This is a genomic window from Rhizobium sp. BK456 (assembly GCF_014194045.1).
GTDB lineage: Bacteria > Pseudomonadota > Alphaproteobacteria > Rhizobiales > Rhizobiaceae > Rhizobium > Rhizobium redzepovicii.
Genome location: NZ_JACIAO010000005.1, coordinates 460,936 through 480,289, shown reverse-complemented (window position 1 = coordinate 480,289; position 19,354 = coordinate 460,936). Strand labels below are relative to the sequence as shown.

The 19,354-nt window shown below is 62.8% G+C and carries 14 protein-coding genes; 5 read left to right on the top strand and 9 right to left on the bottom strand.

Annotated features, from left to right (window positions below):
* Nucleotides 1-7 precede the first annotated feature (7 nt).
* Entirely contained in the window at nt 8-199 is a 192-nt protein-coding gene (locus tag FHX03_RS17605; RefSeq protein ID WP_097625710.1) for a DUF6494 family protein, read from the bottom strand.
* Between the two features lie 331 nt (nt 200-530).
* Here FHX03_RS17605 and FHX03_RS17600 point away from each other — a divergent pair, with 331 nt between their 5' ends.
* On the top strand, nt 531-2,303 hold the full coding sequence (locus tag FHX03_RS17600; RefSeq protein ID WP_183777818.1) for an adenylate/guanylate cyclase domain-containing protein: 1,773 nt from the start codon (nt 531-533) through the stop codon (nt 2,301-2,303).
* Between the two features lie 76 nt (nt 2,304-2,379).
* Here FHX03_RS17600 and FHX03_RS17595 read toward each other — a convergent pair whose 3' ends face one another.
* A complete protein-coding gene (locus FHX03_RS17595) occupies nt 2,380-4,083 on the bottom strand; it encodes an adenylate/guanylate cyclase domain-containing protein (RefSeq protein ID WP_183854757.1) in 1,704 nt (567 codons plus the stop codon).
* Nucleotides 4,084-4,572: 489 nt separating this feature from the next.
* Here FHX03_RS17595 and FHX03_RS17590 point away from each other — a divergent pair, with 489 nt between their 5' ends.
* The 3 genes from FHX03_RS17590 to FHX03_RS17580 are packed head-to-tail and all read left to right on the top strand — an operon-like array spanning nt 4,573 to nt 5,898.
* A complete protein-coding gene (locus tag FHX03_RS17590) occupies nt 4,573-4,887 on the top strand; it encodes an ArsR/SmtB family transcription factor (protein WP_012555415.1) in 315 nt (104 codons plus the stop codon).
* Entirely contained in the window at nt 4,884-5,243 is a 360-nt protein-coding gene (locus FHX03_RS17585; protein WP_131710754.1) for an SRPBCC domain-containing protein, read from the top strand. Before FHX03_RS17590 ends, FHX03_RS17585 begins: the two co-directional genes overlap by 4 nt.
* 43 nt (nt 5,244-5,286) lie before the next feature.
* Nucleotides 5,287-5,898 carry an ATP-dependent Clp protease proteolytic subunit gene (locus tag FHX03_RS17580; RefSeq protein WP_088940766.1) on the top strand — a complete coding sequence of 204 codons (612 nt, stop codon included), beginning with the start codon at nt 5,287-5,289 and terminating at the stop codon, nt 5,896-5,898.
* Between the two features lie 150 nt (nt 5,899-6,048).
* Here FHX03_RS17580 and FHX03_RS17575 read toward each other — a convergent pair whose 3' ends face one another.
* From FHX03_RS17575 to FHX03_RS17545, 7 genes are all read right to left on the bottom strand, one after another.
* The gene (locus FHX03_RS17575) at nt 6,049-6,360 is read right to left on the bottom strand and encodes a DUF982 domain-containing protein (RefSeq protein ID WP_097625707.1); all 312 of its coding nucleotides are present in this window, start codon (nt 6,358-6,360) and stop codon (nt 6,049-6,051) included.
* A 228-nt stretch (nt 6,361-6,588) separates the two neighbouring features.
* The gene (locus tag FHX03_RS17570; RefSeq protein WP_183854755.1) at nt 6,589-8,994 is read right to left on the bottom strand and encodes a protein kinase domain-containing protein; all 2,406 of its coding nucleotides are present in this window, start codon (nt 8,992-8,994) and stop codon (nt 6,589-6,591) included.
* Nucleotides 8,995-9,038: 44 nt separating this feature from the next.
* Nucleotides 9,039-10,220, bottom strand: a complete 1,182-nt coding sequence (locus tag FHX03_RS17565; RefSeq protein ID WP_183854753.1) for a serpin family protein — start codon at nt 10,218-10,220, stop codon at nt 9,039-9,041.
* 14 nt (nt 10,221-10,234) lie between these two features.
* Nucleotides 10,235-12,763, bottom strand: a complete 2,529-nt coding sequence (locus FHX03_RS17560) for a trypsin-like serine protease (RefSeq protein ID WP_183777823.1) — start codon at nt 12,761-12,763, stop codon at nt 10,235-10,237.
* On the bottom strand, nt 12,760-14,376 hold the full coding sequence (locus tag FHX03_RS17555; protein ID WP_183854751.1) for a caspase family protein: 1,617 nt from the start codon (nt 14,374-14,376) through the stop codon (nt 12,760-12,762). The genes FHX03_RS17560 and FHX03_RS17555 overlap by 4 nt, the downstream gene beginning before the upstream one ends.
* A gap of 22 nt (nt 14,377-14,398) precedes the next feature.
* On the bottom strand, nt 14,399-16,330 hold the full coding sequence (locus FHX03_RS17550; RefSeq protein WP_183854750.1) for a DUF4384 domain-containing protein: 1,932 nt from the start codon (nt 16,328-16,330) through the stop codon (nt 14,399-14,401).
* Nucleotides 16,331-16,541: 211 nt separating this feature from the next.
* Nucleotides 16,542-16,919 carry a hypothetical protein gene (locus tag FHX03_RS17545; protein ID WP_097625702.1) on the bottom strand — a complete coding sequence of 126 codons (378 nt, stop codon included), beginning with the start codon at nt 16,917-16,919 and terminating at the stop codon, nt 16,542-16,544.
* 497 nt (nt 16,920-17,416) lie between these two features.
* On the opposite strand from FHX03_RS17545, the gene FHX03_RS17540 reads away from it, so the two are divergent.
* Entirely contained in the window at nt 17,417-19,342 is a 1,926-nt protein-coding gene (locus FHX03_RS17540; RefSeq protein ID WP_375166336.1) for a DUF3604 domain-containing protein, read from the top strand.
* Nucleotides 19,343-19,354: the final 12 nt, after the last annotated feature.

Genomic DNA, 19,354 nt, shown 5'->3' with positions numbered 1-19,354 from the left:
GCCCGGCCTACGGAAGTTCAATTTCGCCGTCCACCACGTGGTTGAGGCCGGTGCCTTCCGCCGTTAGCGTCATGCGGACTTTCAACGTCTTGCCATCGAACTGCCCCTTGCGCACCGTCTCCTCGATCTTGCGCTGCGAGGTGACGCCGACTTCCTTCAGGAACTTGCGGATCGACATGTTGAAGGCGTCTTCGCTCATGGCGGAACTCCTCTGTGTGCGGAAGGGATGTTAATGGAAGGTAAATCGTCAAGGAAGCAGCAATGACGCCACATGCCCCAGAATCTGACGTAAAAAATTTCGGCTACCTAGATGGGCGTTAGGGGCCGCTTCGGGTCGAGGCGCGACATTTGCGACATCAGTGGCAAGGCGACAGCGACAGTTGACCGCTCCCGGCCCGAAAGCAGACATCGTCGACGAACACGCTGTAGGTCGGAAATGCACCAGAGAACTTGATCTCAGCCGAGATCGCTCTGGGCAGAAGTTCCCCTGTCTCTGTCTTCCTGCTATCGTGGAGATGGGGGACGGCTCTATGAGCGAGAATCGCAAGCTGGCCGCAATTCTGGCCGCGGACGTAGTCGGATACAGCCGGCTCGCCAGCGAGGACGAAGATCGCACCCTGGCAAGGTTGCGGGCACTGCGCAGCGACCTGATCGATCCAACCATCGCAGTGCACAACGGCCGTGTCATCAAGCGCACTGGTGACGGAGCGCTGGTCGAATTCCGCAGCGTTGTCGATGCCGTGCGCTGCGCCATCGAGGTGCAGAACGGCATGGTCGAGCGCAACGCCGGCGTTCAGCAGGATCGGCGCATCGAGTTCCGGATCGGCATCCATCTGGGGGACGTCGTAGAGGAATTCGATGGCGACCTGATGGGCGACGGCGTCAACATCGCCTCGCGTCTCGAGGGTATCGCGGCCCCCGGCGCTATTTGCCTGTCCGAGGACGCCTATCGCCAAGTCAGGGCGAGACTCGATCTCTCCGTCAGCGATCTCGGCAACACGCAACTCAAGAACATTGCCGAGCCGATCCGGATCTATTCGCTCCAGGTCGGCACCGCCGCGGAGGTAAAGCCAGGAGTGCCCGCCGCCGCCGTTGCTCGTGCGCCGGCCGCATTGCCGTTGGACCTCTCGATTGCCGTGCTGCCATTCGTCAACATGAGCGGCGATGCCGAGCAGGAGTACTTCGCTGACGGCATCTCGGAAGACATCATCACAGCTCTATCGAAGCTGTCGCAGCTGTTTGTCATCGCTCGCAACTCGTCGTTTACCTTCAAGGGCCGGAATGTGAACGTGCAGGAAGTGGGCGACAGTCTCAAAGTGCGCTACGTGCTGGAAGGAAGCGTTCGCAAATCCGGCAACAAGGTGAGGATCACCGCGCAGCTGATTGATGCCACCACCGGCGGGCATCAGTGGGCGGAGCGTTTCGATCGCGACCTGACCGATATCTTCGCAGTGCAGGATGACGTCACGCAGCAGATCGTCGGCGCTCTGGAACTCAAGCTGACGGCCGGGGACCACCTGCGGCTCGCGACCGAGCAGACGCAAAATCTGGAAGCCTATGACTGCTTCCTGCGGGGCCGTGAACACATGTGGCAGCTGACGAGAGAGCAGAACATTCAGGGCCGGCAATTGCTGCAGCGCGCCGTCGATCTGGACCCGAAATTCGCCCCGGCGCACGCGTTCCTCGCCGTCACGCACGGGCTGGCCTACGTTAACCAGTGGAGCCGATCGCCGTCGAAATCGCTGGAACAGGCGACCGAGGCTGCGACGCTGGCGGTGGCGCTCGACGATCGGTATCCGTACGCACATTGGGCGCTGGCCGTCGTCAACTTGTACCTGCGACGACTTGACGTGGCCATCCGCGAGGCTGAACGCGCGATTGCGCTTGCTCCCAATCTTGTCGAGGGCCACGAGAGCCTCGGAAACGCGCTGCACTATGCGGGCAGATCCGACGAGGCCCTCGTCTGCTTCGAGCGGGCGATCGCCCTGAATCCATATTATCCAGACATTTTTCTGCACTTCCATGCGCAGGCGATGTTCCAGTTGGGCAGGTACGAGGAGGCTGTTGTCTTCCTGAAGCGACGACTAGTCCGCAATCCAGCCACCGACATCTCACGTGTGTTGCTGGCGGCGAGCTATGGTCACTTGGGCTGCTTGGCGGAGGCTCGCGGGCAGTGGGAGGAAGTGTTCCGGATCAATCCCGATTATTCCCTGGAGCACAGGCGCAAAGTGCTGCCCTACAAGAACCCCGCCGATTTCGAGCGCATTGTGGATGGACTGCGCAAAGCTGGCCTCACCGAGTGATTGCATTCCATCGCAGGCAGTCGTCCCACAGCTTCCGTAGGCTCCACAAAATCCGAGGGCTGAGAGACGTCCCGCATCACTCAGGCAGGCCGGCCTTTCGGAAGCCGTCGACAAAGTGGTCTCGTACAGATGCATCGCGCAGCGGCTGGGAGCTGAGCCAATGGCCGATCGTGAAATGAGGGTGGGCGATCAGGAACAATTCTGCTTCTCGCCGCGCCTCCTCACCGTGGCCCAACTGCGCAAGCGCAGCAGCCAGGAATTTGCGTGAGTTGGTACGATACGTGTCTTTCCTGCGGAGCGTAGCGGTTGCCGCCTCATAGTCACGCGCGGCGTATTGCGCCTGCCCAAGATGGCAAAGATACCAGCAGGGTGGGTAGGGATTGAGCCGCAGAGCTTTTTCGATCTGCGCCAGTCCGTCGGCAACCCTGCCGTCCAGCACTGAGATATCAGACATGGCGGCCCAGGTGTCGGCGTGGTTGGGGTCCAGCTCCAGGGCCTTTGCGAAGGCGGCCTCCGATTCCACCCATCGCCGCTCATAGGCCAGAATGGTCCCCAGAACGTAACGGCAGCCGGCATCGTTTGGATCCAGCTCGACCGCCTTCTGCGCCGATGTCGTCGCCATCTCACGGTTAGGATCTTCGGGCTCGCCGAAATGAGTCCAGGCAAGCCAACGGTTATAGGCGAGCAGACCGAGCGCCTCGGCATAGGATGGCTCGAGCTTGACCGCGCGCTGGAGCAGCATATAGGCCTCACGCTCGGTTTGCGGCGACTCTTCCGTCAGGAGGCGGGCGCGCACACACAGGTCGTAGGCCTCAAAGTTCTTCGGCCGATTGCGCGGCGTCGGGATGGTCAGCCGGCCGACGAGGGCTTCGACAATCTTGGCGTTGACTTCATCCTGCAATTCGAAAACATCTTCCACCGTCCTGTCGAACCTCTCGGCCCACAAGTGCCCGCCGTCAGCCGTGTCGACCAGTTGGGCGTTGATGCGGACACGGCCCATTGCGCGTCTGGCGCTCCCCTCCAGGACGTAGCGGACGCCGAGTTCTTGGGCGACCAGCTTGACGTTGACCGGCTTGCCCTTGTAGCCGTAGACGGAATTGCGCGCGATGACGAACAGGCCGGCCGTACGGGAAAGGTCGGTGATCAGGTCTTCAGTCAAGCCGTCGACGAAAGGCGCGTCGGCTTCATTCCCACTCATGTTCGTGAACGGCAATACAGCGATCGACGGACAGTCGGGCAGCGGCAATATGCTTTCCAGCGCATCCGGCCAATGCCACACGTGGACGGGGCGAGTCAGGTTCTTCAGGTAGCGTTCGCCTGCGTCGAAGAACCGGTCGCCGATCTTGCCGACGATCTCGTCGTGAACGCCGGCTGAAATGCAGATACCTCCCGGCGCGGCCTGCGTCTCCAAGCGCGCCGCGACATTTACCCCGTCGCCGAGGACGTCTGAACCATCGTCAATGACATCTCCCAGATTGACGCCTACACGTAAAAGTAGTCGTCGATCTCCGGAAGCCCCGACAGTCGTGATGGCCCGCTGCATTTCCAGCGCTGCTTCGACCGCGTCCACCGCGCTGCCGAATTCGATCAGGAAGCCGTCGCCCATGACCTTGAAGATGCGACCGTTGTGGCGCGTCACAGCCGGCTCGATAACGCCAGAACGGAGTTCCCTGAGGTTCGCCAGCGTTGCGACTTCATCAGCCTCCATCAGGCGTGAATATCCCACCACATCGGCAACGACGATGGCAGCGAGACGACGCTGAAGAAATTGATCCGTCATGTGAGGACAAGCCCAACGACCAAATTAGCAAGTTATTGTTCAACTGCGGGTGAGTCAACAAGCCGCAAGAGGTAATGTCCAAGCGGTCTCTACCTCCATTGACTCGGCAGCCTTCTTTGTGACTGGCGGCGTCGAGGTGGACGACACGGAAATCTGTACCACGGAAAGCAGACGGTTCTTGAATGTCTGGTGATGGGGGTCGAGCGGGGCTTCGGCGGAAGTGCCCAGTTCTGTTCGCGAAATGGCACCGGGGAGACCCGAACTGCACTGCGCTAAGCCTGCATTTCTGGCTAGCTCTCCAGACGCGGCCAGTCTCCTTCGGCCCCAACTCGGACATACGTCGCTTATGAACTGACGTCCGCTGTGGGCGCAAACGTGATGTCCAAGGCGGGTTTGCCCCTCGACTGACGAGCTATCTTCGCAGCGACACCAGAAAGCCGCCACGAAAAGAAGCTTGCAAATCAGATAAGTGTATGCTTATGTGTCAGCATGATCGAGAATGACTTTTTTCGGGCTTTGGCAGACCCGACCCGCCGCGCGATCTTTGAGAAGCTGGCGGCAGGGAGCATGAACGCCAGCGCCTTGCGCAACGGCATGGAGATCAGCCAGCCGGCAATGTCGCAACACCTTGCGGTTCTGCGGAGTGCAAAGCTCGTGAGGGAACAACGGCAGGGGCGTTTCGTGAACTACGAAGTCGATCCGGAGGGGCTGGCTCTGATCGCTCAATGGCTGGCGAAGTATCGCGCCTATTGGCCCGACCGCATCGCAGCTCTTAAGGTCTTGCTGAAGGACATGGATCAATGAACGAACAAAAGATCGAGGAGCAGGATAGCGGCGTCGAGCTGGAATTTGACTTGGGCGATCCGCCGCACAAGGTCTGGCGCGCGCTCAGTATTCCCGAATTTCGGGAACGGTGGTTGCCAAAGGAGGCATTGGCCGATTCCGATGCGATCGCCGTCACCCCCGGCCAAGAAGTCCGCTACAAGCTGCGCGACGACAGCCCACCATTCCTTGAAAGCACCGTGACGTTCACGATCACCCCGAATGCCACGGGCGGAACCTGCCTTCGGATCGTCCACGTACTGACGGATGCAAGACTCGATGGAATGACAAGAGCGCCGGCGAACAGCAACAGTCCGCCCCTCATGCTCGCCGCCTGACGCGGCGAGCCTCACCCTAAAAATCTGGAAGTGGAGGTCGCCGATGCGCGAAGCGATGCAGCTCGTCCCTATGGTCGTAGAACAGTCCAGCCGGGGAGAACGATCATTCGATATTTATTCCCGGCTTCTGCGCGAGCGGATTGTCTTCCTCAATGGCGAGGTGAACGACACCGTTTCGGCCCTCGTCTGCGCACAGCTCCTGTTTCTGGAAGCAGAAAACCCCAAAAAGCCGATCTACCTCTATATCAATTCGCCGGGCGGCGTCGTGACCAGCGGCCTCGCCATGTACGACACCATGCGCTACATCCGCGCGCCGGTTCACACGCTCTGCATGGGCACGGCTCGCTCCATGGGATCGTTTCTCCTGATGGCGGGCGAGCCGGGCGAGCGGGCCGCCCTGCCAAATGCAAGCATCCTGATCCACCAGCCATCAGGCGGCTTTCAGGGGCAGGCGACCGATATGCAAATTCACGCCGAGGAAATCCTGAAAACAAAGCAGCGTATGACGCGGCTTTACGCCGAACATTGCGGGCGCTCCTATGAGGATTTTGAACGCGCCATGGACCGCGACCGCTTCATGACGTCGCAAGAAGCATTGGAATGGGGCTTGATCGACAAGATCATGCAGATCCGCGAAGCCCCGGCCGATCAGTAAGGGATATGGCCTTGGTGTCGCTAAAATCGCTGGAGATCATGAAAGTCGTGCCGTGTGGCCCCCTCATCCGCCCTACGGGCACGGCGACAGCGGTGATGAATCCATCCTTGGATGTCGGCTGCTGGCGCAAACGTGAGGTCCCAATCGGGGCTATCTTTGCGCCTTCGACGGCAGGTCCGGTCGTCGCGCTGCCACGCCCTGCGGTACCAGACAGAGAGCGGCGATACCGGCCTCTTCGGCCGCGCGCAGAAGCGCTTCGCGGAATTGTTCCGGGGCAATTTTGCCGCTGATGGCGTCGACGCAGGCTTTCACGGCAGCCACATATTCTTCGCCGTCATCGAAAGGCCAGTCGTTCATCAGGAGACGCGCCGCGTCTCCAAGCGTCCATACGATCTTGCGAGATGCCCGACCTCGCAAAGCAAAACCGACCGGCGTGAATGCTGCTGATGTGTTCCAGCACATTATCCTCGACCCCTCAAGGCGGGAATACTGCAATCCCCACTTTTTATATACGCGCATTTTATGAAAGTTGGAATTGAAATTTCGTGAAGCGTACCGCTTGAGCGCGAGGCTGCCGAATGAGGAAAAAGGGCGCCCTGCAACCTCATTTTCAAACGCTGCGTCGACACGTGTTGCACCGATTGAGGCATGCGGGATTTCTTCCCTTTCGATCTCCACCCGTCGGTTCAGTCACCGCAATTCGGCGGTGACCCGGAAGATGCCGCCGGCCGATGCGTCGGAGCAGACGACAAAGGTCGACCCTTCCTGCGCCATGAAGGCGACGTTGCCGCCGGCTTCGCAGGGGGTGGCGCTCCATTGCAGGAGGATGTCGCCATTGTCGGGCAGTTTTTCCGTTTCCATCTTTGTCGCACTGGCCATCCATTCGGTTGCCGACGGCAGGTGAACGGGGGCGTTCAGCTGTTTCGACAGCCAGGCGGTATAGTTCTGCGCCACGGCAAGCGGCACGTCGTCAGCCGGCTGCTCGGGGTTGTCGGCATAGGCCTGTGCCGAGGCGGGATCGGAGTTGGCGGTGTAATAGGCCGCCATCTCGGCGCGGGTGACGGCCTTTGCCTGCATGCAGAAGGATTTTTCGACCTTCACGGCGCCATTGGCGACGCCGAGCATGCCGCCGAGCTCCTTCATCGAGGCGGTCATCAGCCGGACATTCTCCAGCGAATAACTTCCCGCCGGCACTTGCTCGAAGGCAAGGGTCGGCGAAACCGGGCAGAAGCCGCGCGCCGACAGCGCCTCGAGATCGGCAAGGATCGGTTTGTACGCGACGACGGCGAGCTTATAGGCCTCCGCGCTATAGCGGCCATCGGCCTCGCCGATTTTCGGCGCGAGTGCGGCAAGCGTTGGATCGGCCGCGCCGGCGCGGGTGGCGATCGAGGCGTTGAGATCGGCGACCTTCAGCTTCAGCGCCGTCGCCTCGTCCTTTGCCGCCATGACGTCGGCGATGAGGGCGTCGAAAAGTTTGGCGGCGTCGCCATAGCCCGAGGTCGCCGCCGGCATCTGCCATTGCTCGGCCTTGGCCTTGGCATCGGTCATCAGGCCGCTCGCCTTGGCAACGTCGGGGCTATCGCCGGCGCCGATGCGATTGACGGTTTCGCGCTTTGCCGCCGCGTTCTTTTCGACCGCTGCCAGCGCGGTCAGCGCCTTGGCGAGATCGTCGAAAGCCGCTTTCGAGGCGTCGTAATTGTCGATGGCGCCGTGCATCTGCTTGGCGGCGGCACTCTCGGCGGCAGCCTTCAGCTTGGCGTCGGCCTCGGCGAAGCTCGGCGCCTTGTCGCCGCCGGCAGCCGAGGCTGACGCTTTCGCCTTCTCGGCATTCTCCTTCGAAATGGCGATCAGCGCATTGCCGAGATTGATGGCGGCAGACTGATAGCCCGGAAGGGCCTTTTCATAGTCTTCGTCCTTGAGCAGCGCATCGGCGGAGGTCAGCGCCGCCGCACCGGTGTCGTAGGAAAGCTTGGCCTGGTCGCTGGCCGGGCGTTCCGGCGCCTTGGCGGCGATCGCCTTCTGTTTGCGGCTTTCGGCTTCCTTCTTCCAGGTGCCGACATCAGCGACGAGTTTCGGATCCGGGCGGAGCAGTTTCGGGATCGTGACGACGCCGACACCGATGCAGATCAACAGCAGCGCTGCGATCATCGAAATTTTGACAGGCGTCCATTTTTTCGGCTTCGGCACCTCCGGCTGCTGCGGCATGCCGCCGCGCGGATCCCAGGACATCGGCTGAATGCCTGTCGTCACCCTCGTGTATTCGCCGAGCGCATCGGCGCCGGTGCGCGGGCGCTGGGCCGGGTCGCGGCTCAGCATCCTTTCGATCAGGCTTGCAAGACCCTCGGGAAAGCCGGGGATCAGCACGTCGAGCCGGGGAAAGATGTTGGAGGGATCGAGATGGATGTTCTTCCAGCTCTGCTCGCGCTGGTGCTCGTCTTCCCAGACCATGACGCTGTCGAAGACGCTGTTATAGGTCTGGCGCGGCAGGAAGAGCTTGTAGGCGATCATGCCCATTGCATAGATGTCGAGGGCCGCGGAGGCCGAGAAGGTGCCGCTGGCATAGATCTCCGGCGCGCCGAACTCCGGCACATAGGGCGGGATGATGTGCTCGCCGATCTTCGAGATCAGGTGCAGATTGCCGATCCGGACCGACAGGCCGGAATAGTCCTCGGAAACATAGATGCACTGGTCCGTCAGGGCGTTGTGAGCGTAACCGGCGCCGTGCAGCGTCGCCAGGCCCTCGAGGATGTGGCGGCCGATTTCGGCGGCGCGCTCATAGGCCACCATCTCGGTTTCGTCGAGATACTGGTGCAGCGTTTTCGACGGCCGCTTCTCGACGATATAAAAATTGTCATCTTCCGGCGACGGCGGGATCAGATCCTCGATTTCGACGAAGCGCCGTGCGGTCAGGGACTTCGCCTCGTTGATGGAGGTCCAGACCCGCTCGAAACGCGCCTTGTCCAATTTCAGCGCCACATCGGGGGCGACGATGAAGACCGCATGGTCCATCCGCTTGTCCTGGGCGGGATAGACGATGAACTCGTTCTCATAGACCGGCTCGCCGATCGTGTAGCGGGCGATCAGATCACTTCTCATGCACATGTCCCCCTGCAATCATTGGCATTCCATGAAACCGCATTCTATTCGCCTGCCAGAAGCGGATCGCCGATCAGACCTGCGGCGAGCACCAGGCCGGTTCTTGTATCCCTGAGCGCGAAGGCAAAACGGGCATCGGCGACGACGCGAACGAGTTTCGGATTGATGCTGCGTTCGGTGATTGCTGCCGTGGCTGCCGCCGCCTCCGTGCCGTTTTCGTCGAGCTTGATCATCGTCTTCTGAAGAACGCGCGACAAGCGAATGTTTTCCTTGGTGAAACCCGGGAAAGCCGCATCCTTGGCCTTCCCGGCCGCCAGGCCCATCTGATTGAGCACCGGCATCAAATCACGCCCGTCGCTCAGGGAAAAGCGGGGAAGGAAGATTTCACCCTTGGCAGGTTCGAATTTTTCCCCCTGCAGCCAGGAGGTCAAGGCCTTCAGGTCGGCGCCGCCGACCCCCTTGCCGGAGCGCGCCGCCACCACGACCATGCTGTAGCTTTCGCCCGCATAGGCAAGATCGACGGCGGCGAATTTCTCGTCGAAGCGGAATTTCTGCCCATCGCCTGTAAGATGCATCATCGGCACCGAAATCGTCGAACCGTCCGGCCGCTGAAAGGGGCTTGCCGGGCTTTCTTTCTCGAAGGAGGTCTTCCAGCGCGCCTTGAAGGAGAGTGCGCCCAGGCTGACGAAGCCGCCGCCGGGCGGCGCGTCGAGGATGGCGGGAATGGCGCCCCGCGTCGTCTCCTTGACCCAGCCATTGATATGCTCGACCGAGGCCGGTCCGTCGAGATCTTCGATCGAGGGTTTGATCCGGTGGGTGGCGAGCATGGAAAGCGCGTCGGGGGCGAGCGCCAGCTTGTCGTCGAAGACGATGGCAACCGCCGTCGCCAGAGGCGCATCCGCGGCTGCCGGCTTCTCCGGGCTCATGGCGGCAAGCACCGTTTCCGGCCCCTTCACCTCGCTGCCGAAGCCGAGGCCCTTGGCGATTGCGGCCTTGCCTTCGGCGGAGGCGCCGAGGCTGGCAAGGCCGAGGGCTGCGGCAAGGCTTGCCGGCGACACCATGATATTGGCGGCCCCCTCCCTTGCCAGCGTGCGGTCGATCAGTTCGGCGGCAAGCCCCGCCTGCGCGGCGAGCATCGCCTTGCCGTCGCCGGAGTCGTCGGCATGGGCTGGGGCAAGCGTCAGCAGCGAAGCGGCAAGACCCGCCAGCAGAGTGGATTTCGGCATGGGTTCCCTCCTCTTCAGCGGATGCGGTAGAATTTGGAATCGAACGACCACTTGCCCTGGGCGCCGCTCTCGTCGTCGCCGACGATCCTCAATGTTCGGGCGAGATCGTAGACATAGTTGAAGGCGGCGCGCTGGCCGACGAGCGGCGTCGGCACATCCGGCAGGTCGAGCACTTCGATCGGCTTGTCGCTGAGAATGGCGACGACCATGCCGACGCCGGCCGGCCCCTCCACCACATATTCGAAGCCGGTATAGGGATTGCGCGCATCCGGCACGACGACCGGACGGGCCGGATCGAGCCGGTTGTCGCCGCTCTTGGCGGTCGGTTTCAGCCCCATCGAGCGCTTGTTCGGGTAAAGCTGGGTCAGCTTGCCGGAGGCGTCGATATCGACGAGGATCAGGTAACCGGACTTCTTCGTGGAGACGCGCATCGCCACCTTGTCGCCGATGCCGACCGAGGTGCCGGGCAGCACGTCGACGGCGACGCCCGCCTCATTGTCCGTCTTCAGCGTATTCTCGACGGCGGCGACCGGGGTTTTCGCCTCCTCGCCGGTGATGACATCGCGGCCGAGCGCATCCGGCTGGCCATAAAATTGCGGCACCGGCGTGAAGCGGCAATCCTGCGCATGCGTCCGGCAATATTCGTCGGATTTGCGCCTTACATAATCGAGCAGGGCGGCGTTGCTGACATTCGGCTTGTCGGCGGCCCGCGCCACGCCATCCTGCACACCTTCGATGAAGCGGCGGGTGAAGACGCCGACGGGCGGCCTGGCCTCGCGGTCGACGAGCGCCCATTGGCCTGAGTTGACCGCCGACCAGACCATGGCGTTTTCGCCGCCGAAGGAGAATTTCGCCTCCTTGCCGGATTTGTTCGGCGGTTCGAGCTCAGCCAGCGCCGGGCCGAGGCAGCGCACGGAGCCGGAGGGGGCGGCCACCGCGCTGCGGCTGCCGGGCCCGACATGGCAGGCGTCGATCAACAGCGTGACGCGGCGGTCCTTGAGGCTGTTCAGCCGTGCGGCGATTTCCGTTTCGCGGATCTGGTTGGTGACGGTCACCTTGCCGGCCTCGCGCACCAGCTTGGCGTCGGCTGCGACAAGTGTCGGGCTGGTTGTTTCCTCGGCGCCCATTTCCTCCGAGCCCTGGCCGCTGAAATAGAGGAAGACCCGGCTTCCAGGCGTCGACTGGCGCACCAGCCAGTCGTCGATTTCGGCAAGGATCGCCTCGCGGGTGGCCTTGCGATTGGTCAGCGTGTGAATCTGTTCCGGGCGGTAGGCGAGCGTCTTCACCAGGAAGAGCTGCATCGCCTTGACGTCGCTGGCGGAGCCGGTGAGTTTTGCCTCGCGCATCTCGTAATCGTCGATGCCGATCAGCAGCACGCGGTCGCCGGGGGAGCCTTGGATGCCGGGTGCCTGGAGAGCGGGTGCCTCGGCAACAGGTGGCTGGACAGCGGGTTCTTCGGTGGCAGGCTTGGTGGTCGGCGCGGTATTGTCGGCGGGCGTTTCGCTCGTGGCGGCAGGAGCGGTATCGCCGGCGGGCGGGGTGGTGATGGCGAGGTTCGCCAGTTTCTGGCCGGATTGTCTGAGCTTGCTCCCGGGACCGGTGGTGGTCGAGGCGACCTGATCGGCGGCCGGCGTTTCGACATTCGGCACGTCGCCATCGGTCTTAGCGGCGATCCAGTCGCGGAAGGCGGCGACGCGGGTATAGACGCCGTAGTGCTCGGCCTCGGCGCAGCCGGCACCCCAGCTGACGATGCCGAGCTGGATCCAGCTCTTGTCCGGGCGCTGGGCCACCAACGGCCCGCCGCTGTCGCCCTGGCAGGCATCCTTGCCGCCTTCGGCATAACCGGCGCAGACATTGCGTTCGTCGATCGGGTTCATCCGCATCGAGCTGTCGCGATAGGCGGCACGGCAATCCTCGCGCGGGACGATCGGCAGCTCGACTTCCTGCAACTCGGTCGGCAGGTATTTGTCGTCCCAGCCGTGATCGGCCTTGGTGTAGCCCCAGCCGGTGACGACAGCCTTATGGCCGGCCGCCTCCACCTCGTCATCGGAGGCCGAGGCGAGGACCGCCGGCCTGGAGACGGCGGGTTCGGCAAGTTTGATCAGGGCGATATCGTTGGCAAAGACCTTGCGATCGAAATCCTCGTGAATGACGACGTCTTCGACGGCAAGGCCGGGTTTATCCGGCCCGTCGACCGAGATGACCTTGTCGATCTTCGACTTGCCCTCGACGATCAGCAGATCGCGGGCGAAGAGATCCTGCTTGCCGGAGCGGCCGCTGGTGACGCAGTGGGCGGCGGTCAGGATCCAGCGCGGCGCAATCAGCGAGCCGCCGCAGTGGCCGCCGAAGCGGCCGCGCTGTTCGGGATCGGGCGCCAGAATTTTTACCTGCCAGGGCCATTGGCCCTTCTTTGCCGCCTGGCCGCCGATGACGCGGCCGCCATCCTCGCCGGCAAAATCGGTATCCTGCTGCGCAAGGACCGGTGAGGCCAGCAGAAGCATGACGGCCGCAACGTTGAGGATGCTGCTGATCGACGCGCTCATAGCTTGGCTCCGGCGGAGGTATAGAGGACGGAAAATCCGACGCGGGCGCCCTCGGGCAGGACATCGCCGAGCCGCCTGGCGATATTGCCGGCGGTGCGGCGCCTGTCGTTCTGCTTCAGGAATTCGACGAGTTCGGGCATCGGGGTTTCGGAGGTGACGGCGACGAGCAGATCGGTGCCGAAGGGGGCGACGACCGACAGATCGAGGTCGAAATTCGCAGGCATCTCAGCCTCGGCATCTTTCTCGCCGGGATAGAGGAACTGCACGGTTCCATCGCCGGTGACGTCGAAGAGCATCAGCTTGCGGCCGGCTAGATCGGAGACCGTGACGCCGACGCGCTCGCCCTCGCGGTGGACGGTGTCGGACGGCGTGACGCGCACGGTCTGCGGATTGACCTCCGACAGCCGCTTCAGCGTGTCGAGCGCGGCCATCCGGTCGACGACGAAAGGCATGTCGCCGGCGCCGATGCCGGAGGCGACGACATCGCCGCCGGCAATCGCCTCGTGCTTTTCGGGATCGAAGACCAGTTCGGCATGGACGCCATCCGTCAGCTTGAACGGCGTGACGGCCGGCTCGATGCCCTGCAGCACCGCTTCGGCCCCAAGGGCGGCAATGCTGATCGGCGCGGGCTCGACGGGCGGCGGAGCGTTCGATTTTTCCGCCGCCGCCTGCGCCCCTGCCCCCTGGTAATCATAGACGACGGCGCGGTCGAGATCGGTTCCGGGCGGGCTTTGGGTGAAGATATTCTGCCGCTGGTCGGTGAACTGATAGACCGCCTGGCGCACATATTCGAAGAGTTCGCGGCGGCTGACGGCGCCGTCGCCGTTGCGGTCGGCCGCCCCTTCGAAGGCGCGGGCGGTGGCATAACTCAGCGCGCCGCGTTTCTGCGGGATGCCGGGAATGGAGATTTCGGGCGATTTGGTGTTGTCGTCAACGGCGGCGAGGAAGGTCAGCCGCTTGAAATCGAAGCCGGTGGAGAGCGCATCCGCCGTCGTCGAGATCGGCGCGAGGTCGTCCTCCTCGATCGTATAGGACGGCGCCTGGCGCCAAGTGATCTCGGCGCCGCGCGGATCGACATCGCGGGTCATGCCGCCGGCATGGCAGGTATCGGCGATGAAGACGACATCGGCGCCCTTGGCCTCCAGTTTGTGGATCAGCACCTTGAACTCGTCGCCGAAGATGCGCTCGCGCGATCCGGGCAGGCGGGTATCGAAGCCGGCGAGCACATAGACCTCGTCGCGGCCGCTCGGTTTCGAGCCCTTGACGCGCTCCGGCTCGCTCGAGCCGTGACCGGCGATGCCGAGAACGACAAGATCGCCGGTCCCTGCCCGTTCCGTCACGGCTTCGATCGCATGGAAGATGCCTTGGCGGTCGGCCTCGCCGTTTTTCAACAGCGTCATGTCCTCGACGCCGACCGAACGCAGGGAAAGGGAAAGGTCCTCGGCATCGGCGACTGCGCCGTGCAGCGGCGGAACGTTGCGGTAAAGGTCTATGCCGATCAGGACTGCCCGGACGGCGCCGCGCTCCGGCGCCTCGATGGTTTTTGCCAGGGTCTCTGTCGCCGCCAGACTGAGGAGGGCGAATGCGGCGGCCATGGAAACGGATGCGGACATGGCCAAACTCCCCTCGCCCCAGCTATTCGCGGCGCCATTCGACGCGGCGGTTCAGCGCGTCGACATCGTCTTCGGTGAGGTTTGCCGTTGCCGTCACATCCACCGGCTCGGAGGCGCCCCGGCCTTCGGCGTCGATCGAGGCATCGATGCCGTGGCTCTTCAGGAAATCGGCCACCGCCTGGGCGCGGCGTTCGGAGAGCTTCTGATTATAGTCGTCGCCGCCGCGCCGGTCGGTGTGGCCGATCAGGATGATGCGGCCGGGCTTCTGCTCCTTCAGCGCCTCCAGCAATTCCTCGGCGGCCTCGGTGCCGATCGAGGTGAAGCTCGACTTGTCGAAGTCGAAGGTGATCGGCACGGGAATGGACACCGGCACGATGCCGCGGACATTTTCGGAATAGATGCCGCCGAGCACGCCGCTGCGGTGATCCTTCTCGGCCGGCACGAAGCTGCCTTCAGGGTTGTCGCTCGTCGGGTTGGCGGCCAGGATGCGGGCCTGGGCGGCACGCTGGATGAGGTCGGAGATCGTGTCGGCCGGCGGCGCCTTGGGGGTGCGGGTCTCGTTTTTGATGATCTCGATTGCCTGCTGGTAATCGGCGGCGGCATCGGCAAAGCGGCGGGCGGAGAAATAGATCTCGCCGAGCGTGGCGGAGGCCTGCCAGAGCACCTGCGGACTGTCGGCGGCGACCAGCAGCGGCTCGTAATCGGCGACCGGCTGGTTGGCGGCCATCATCTCCTGGGCGGCGGCGAGCCTGAGGGCTGCAACGCGGCGCTGGGCATTGACCTGGAACTGGCCGCATTCGGCGCTGACGGCGATCGCATCGGCCTCGGAGGCGGCGGCATTGATATCCTTGGCGGCGACGGCGGTGTTCAGCTTGTCGAGAAGGGCGGTGCAGGCAGGTGTATCGGCATTCGCCACTTCGATATCCTCGCCGGCCTGGCTGGGTTCGGCCGAGCGGCCGAGGTTGAGCTGCGGCATCTTGATGCTGAAGCCGCCGGGAAGTTTGAATTGCGGCATCTTCAGCTGCGGCATCGGCAGCTTCGGCATTTTCGTCTGGGACGTCTGGGCTGGCTGCTTATACTGCGTTGGCCGGGTGGACGAGGTGGTGTCGGCGGGGCCGATCAACTGCAGCTCGTCGGCGGCAAGCTCCTGGCCGGGCGCCAGATTGGTGACGATCTTGTATTTCTTCGGCGGCTGTTGTGCGGCCTGCTCCACAGGCTTCGGCGCGACCGGTTTTGGCGCTGCCTTCGGTTTGTCGACCGTTTCCGGCTTCTTGGCGGCTTCCTGTTTGATCACCGGTTTCGGCTTCGGAGCGGCTGCCGGTTTCGGCGGCTTGGCTGCCTGTTCGACCGGTTTTGCTGCGGGGGCGGCTGCGACGGGCGGGGCGGCCACGGGCGGCAGCGCCGCCGGACTGTCGACCGTCGTCAGCATCAGCGTCTTGCTGCTGATCTTGGTGCCGAGGCTGCGGGCCTCTTCCAGGCTGCGGGACACGGCATCCATGCCGCCGTCGACCGAGCGGAACATGCCGCTGCCGCTGCCGCCGAGATCGGCGAAGATGGTCAGCGGCTTGGAGGAATAGAAGACCTTGATCTGCTCCTGACCCACGGGGCCGGAGACCTGCAGCCGGGCGCCACTGGCCGGATCCGGCACCTGCACGCGCTTGCCGGGGCCGACGAGGGCATCGGTCTGATATTTGTTCGGGAAAAGCTTGATGACGGAACCGTTCGGCGAGACGTTCAGTACCGTGACATAGCTGTTCTCAGTCGACTGGATGAACAGGCCGACGACTTCGCCGATGGCGTATTTGGCCTCGGCGCGATCGAAGGTGATGCTGACAGGGCCGGTCTGTGCCGGCGCCTCGGTCAGTGTGCGTTCGTTCTGCGCCTCGACGGCGGGAACCACCGCAAAGAACGAGAGGAAGGTGGCTGCGGCTAGGATGGCTTTGCGGTGCGACATGGGAAAACCTCCTCTTCGAACAATCTCACACTGTGTTGAAGATGAGAATAGCACCGACCGGCGAAATTGGGATGGCTTTGCCTGTCTTGCTTGAGGGAGGGTTACAAATTATTTGAAGCCGCGAAGAAACCGTCCCGGAAAAGACGTGCGAAAGACTCTGGGTCGGCAATATCAGCCGCCGGATCTCGTCTTTTCGACTTTGGACCTGCGTTTAGTTCTTGGGTTTCTGCCCGGCTGATTTCAAAATCGAGATCAGGTCGCTCATCCCTTCGGGCGAGGAATTATAGAGCCAGAGAATATCCGGATTATCGACCGTGAATTCCTTCCCGGGGCCTGAGCCCATGTCGCGGCCGGGCGAGGTCGCGTCCGGGAGTTTGCCTTGACCGGGTGTCAGCCCCTTGGCGCTTTCGTGTTCTGCGATGATCGCAGTGGCTGCGGCAAAGGCCTTTTCGTCATGCTGGCGCAGCGCCGCAAGCGCGGGGTTGCGCGCCGCCAGCGCATCCTCGGCCGGGCCGGCATGGCCAAGCTGAGGCATCTGCAGCGCCAGCAGCAGGCCGATCGACAGGGGTATGAGCCGGGATTTCGTCATCGTCGTCACATCCGTCTTATGGGCGCTACCGCGCGCGACATGCTTGCGGACAATAGGCAGAGGCCGGAAAGATGGCAACGGCGCTCAGTGCCAATCGGTTGGGAGGGGTGAAATAGGCTTGGGAGCGTTCGCGGGACAGATCGCACATTCCGCTGGCGCCGGCTGTGGCCGGCGTCATCGCAGACACGCACATCGGATCGGAACGATGTTCGCAGGGATAGCATTCCTCCCGCGGATTAGTCGGTGTCATCAGGTAAAATTTTCTAATCAAAATTGTCGTCTAGCTTATCCCCCGGCTTCTTAACAATATAGCTGGAAGGAAGCAGGTGAGGCCGGCAACCAAAGGGCACGGTTGGCGCCGTTGCGACGGCAACAGGCCCGAGTTCCAGCTTTGATTTGTATCAAGGACACGAGAGGGCTCGCCAGTCCATGTAATCGTAGAAATGTTTGGCTTTTACATAATTCCGGGGGAGGAAAATATGATGAAGTCCCGTTTCATGGCTATTGCAGCGGCTTCGCTTGCGGCGTCGTTCATTGCTCCGGCAGGCTATTCGGCAGAGGGCGGCGATATCGGCACGCTGACGCCTGAGAAGGCCGACAAGGCGTTCGCCGGCAAGCCGGTCTACTCGCCCTATGCCGGGCGCAACTTCCCCACTCGGCCGCTGTTTGGCGATACGCACCTGCACACGGGTGCTTCGTTCGACGCCGGCGCATTCGGCGCACGGTTGACGCCGCGCGACGCCTACCGCTTCGCACGTGGAGAGGAGGTCATGGCCTCGAGCGGTCAGCCGGCAAAGCTGTCCCGTCCGCTCGATTTCCTGGTGGTCGCCGACCACTCGGACAATATGGGGATGTTCACGGACCTCTTCGCCGGCAAGCCGGAGGTGATCGCCGATCCGCAGGCCAAGACCTGGTACGAGGAAATCAAGAACGGGCAAGGCGGCAAGGCTGCGCTGGAGATCATCTTCGCCTTCGGCAAGGGCACGTTGCCGCAGTCGATGATCTACGGGCCGGAAACGCGTCCCTACAAGAACGCCTGGCAGGACACGATCAAGGCGGCGGAGGAATATAATGATCCGGGCCGTTTTACGGCCTTCATCGGCTATGAGTGGACATCGAACACGGCAGGCAACAACCTGCACCGCAATGTCATTTTCCGCGACAATGCCGACAAGGCCGAGCAGGTGCTGCCCTACACGACGCTGAAGCCGCTCGGCAGCGACAATCCCCGCGACCTGTGGAAGTGGATGCAGGCCTATGAGGACAAGACCGGCGGCAACGTGCTGGCCATCGCACATAATGGCAACCTGTCCAACGGCCGCATGTTTCCGTTGATCGAATCCTTCACCAACAAGCCGGTGGACAAGGACTATGTGGAGGAGCGCGCAAGGTGGGAACGGCTCTACGAGACGACCCAGACGAAGGGGACGGGGGAAGCCCATCCGGCGCTGTCTCCGAATGACGAGTTCGCCGATTTCGAAATCTGGGATTTCGGCAATCTTGACGCGAGTGTGAAAAAGACGCCTGACATGCTTGAGTTCGAATATACCCGCTCGGCCCTTCGCAACGGCCTGAAGCTGGAAGCCCAGCTCGGCACCAACCCCTACAAGTTCGGCCTCGTCGGCAGTTCGGATGCCCATACCGGCCTCGCGGCCATGGAAGAGGAAAACTTCTTCGGCAAGACGACGCCGCAGGAGCCAAGCCCCGAGCGCCTGACCGCGACCTTCGTCAAGGACGACAAGACCGGGATCACGGTGATGGACTGGGAGGTCGGCGCGTCAGGTTACGCCGCCGTCTGGGCGACGGAGAATACGCGTGAATCCATTTGGGACGCGATGCAGCGCAAGGAGACCTATGGCACAACGGGATCGCGCATGATGGTGCGCTTCTTCGGCGGCTGGGATTTCGCGCCGGCCGACGCCGAGACCCGCAATCCCGGCGCGATCGGCTACGACAAGGGCGTGCCGATGGGCGGCGACCTGACCAAGGCGCCTGACGGCAAGGTGCCGACATTCCTCGTCGCGGCGCTGAAGGATCCGATCGGGGCCAATCTCGATCGCTATCAGATCGTCAAGGGGTGGTTGGACGACAAAGGCGACACCCATGAACAGATTTACGATGTCGCCTGGGCCGGCGACCGCAAGCCCGGCGCCGATGGAAAACTGCCGTCGGTCGGCAGCACGGTCGACATCGGGAACGCCACCTGGACCAATACGATCGGCGCTCCTGAACTGATCGCCGTCTGGACGGACCCGGACTTCGATCCGACGCTGAAGGCCTTCTATTACGGGCGCGTTATCGAGATCCCGACGCCGCGATGGACTGCTTATGACGCCAAGCGGTTTGGCAACAAGCCGCTGGAGGGCACATCGATGACCGTGACCGAACGCGCCTATACCTCGCCGATCTGGTATACGCCCTGACACGACGAGAAA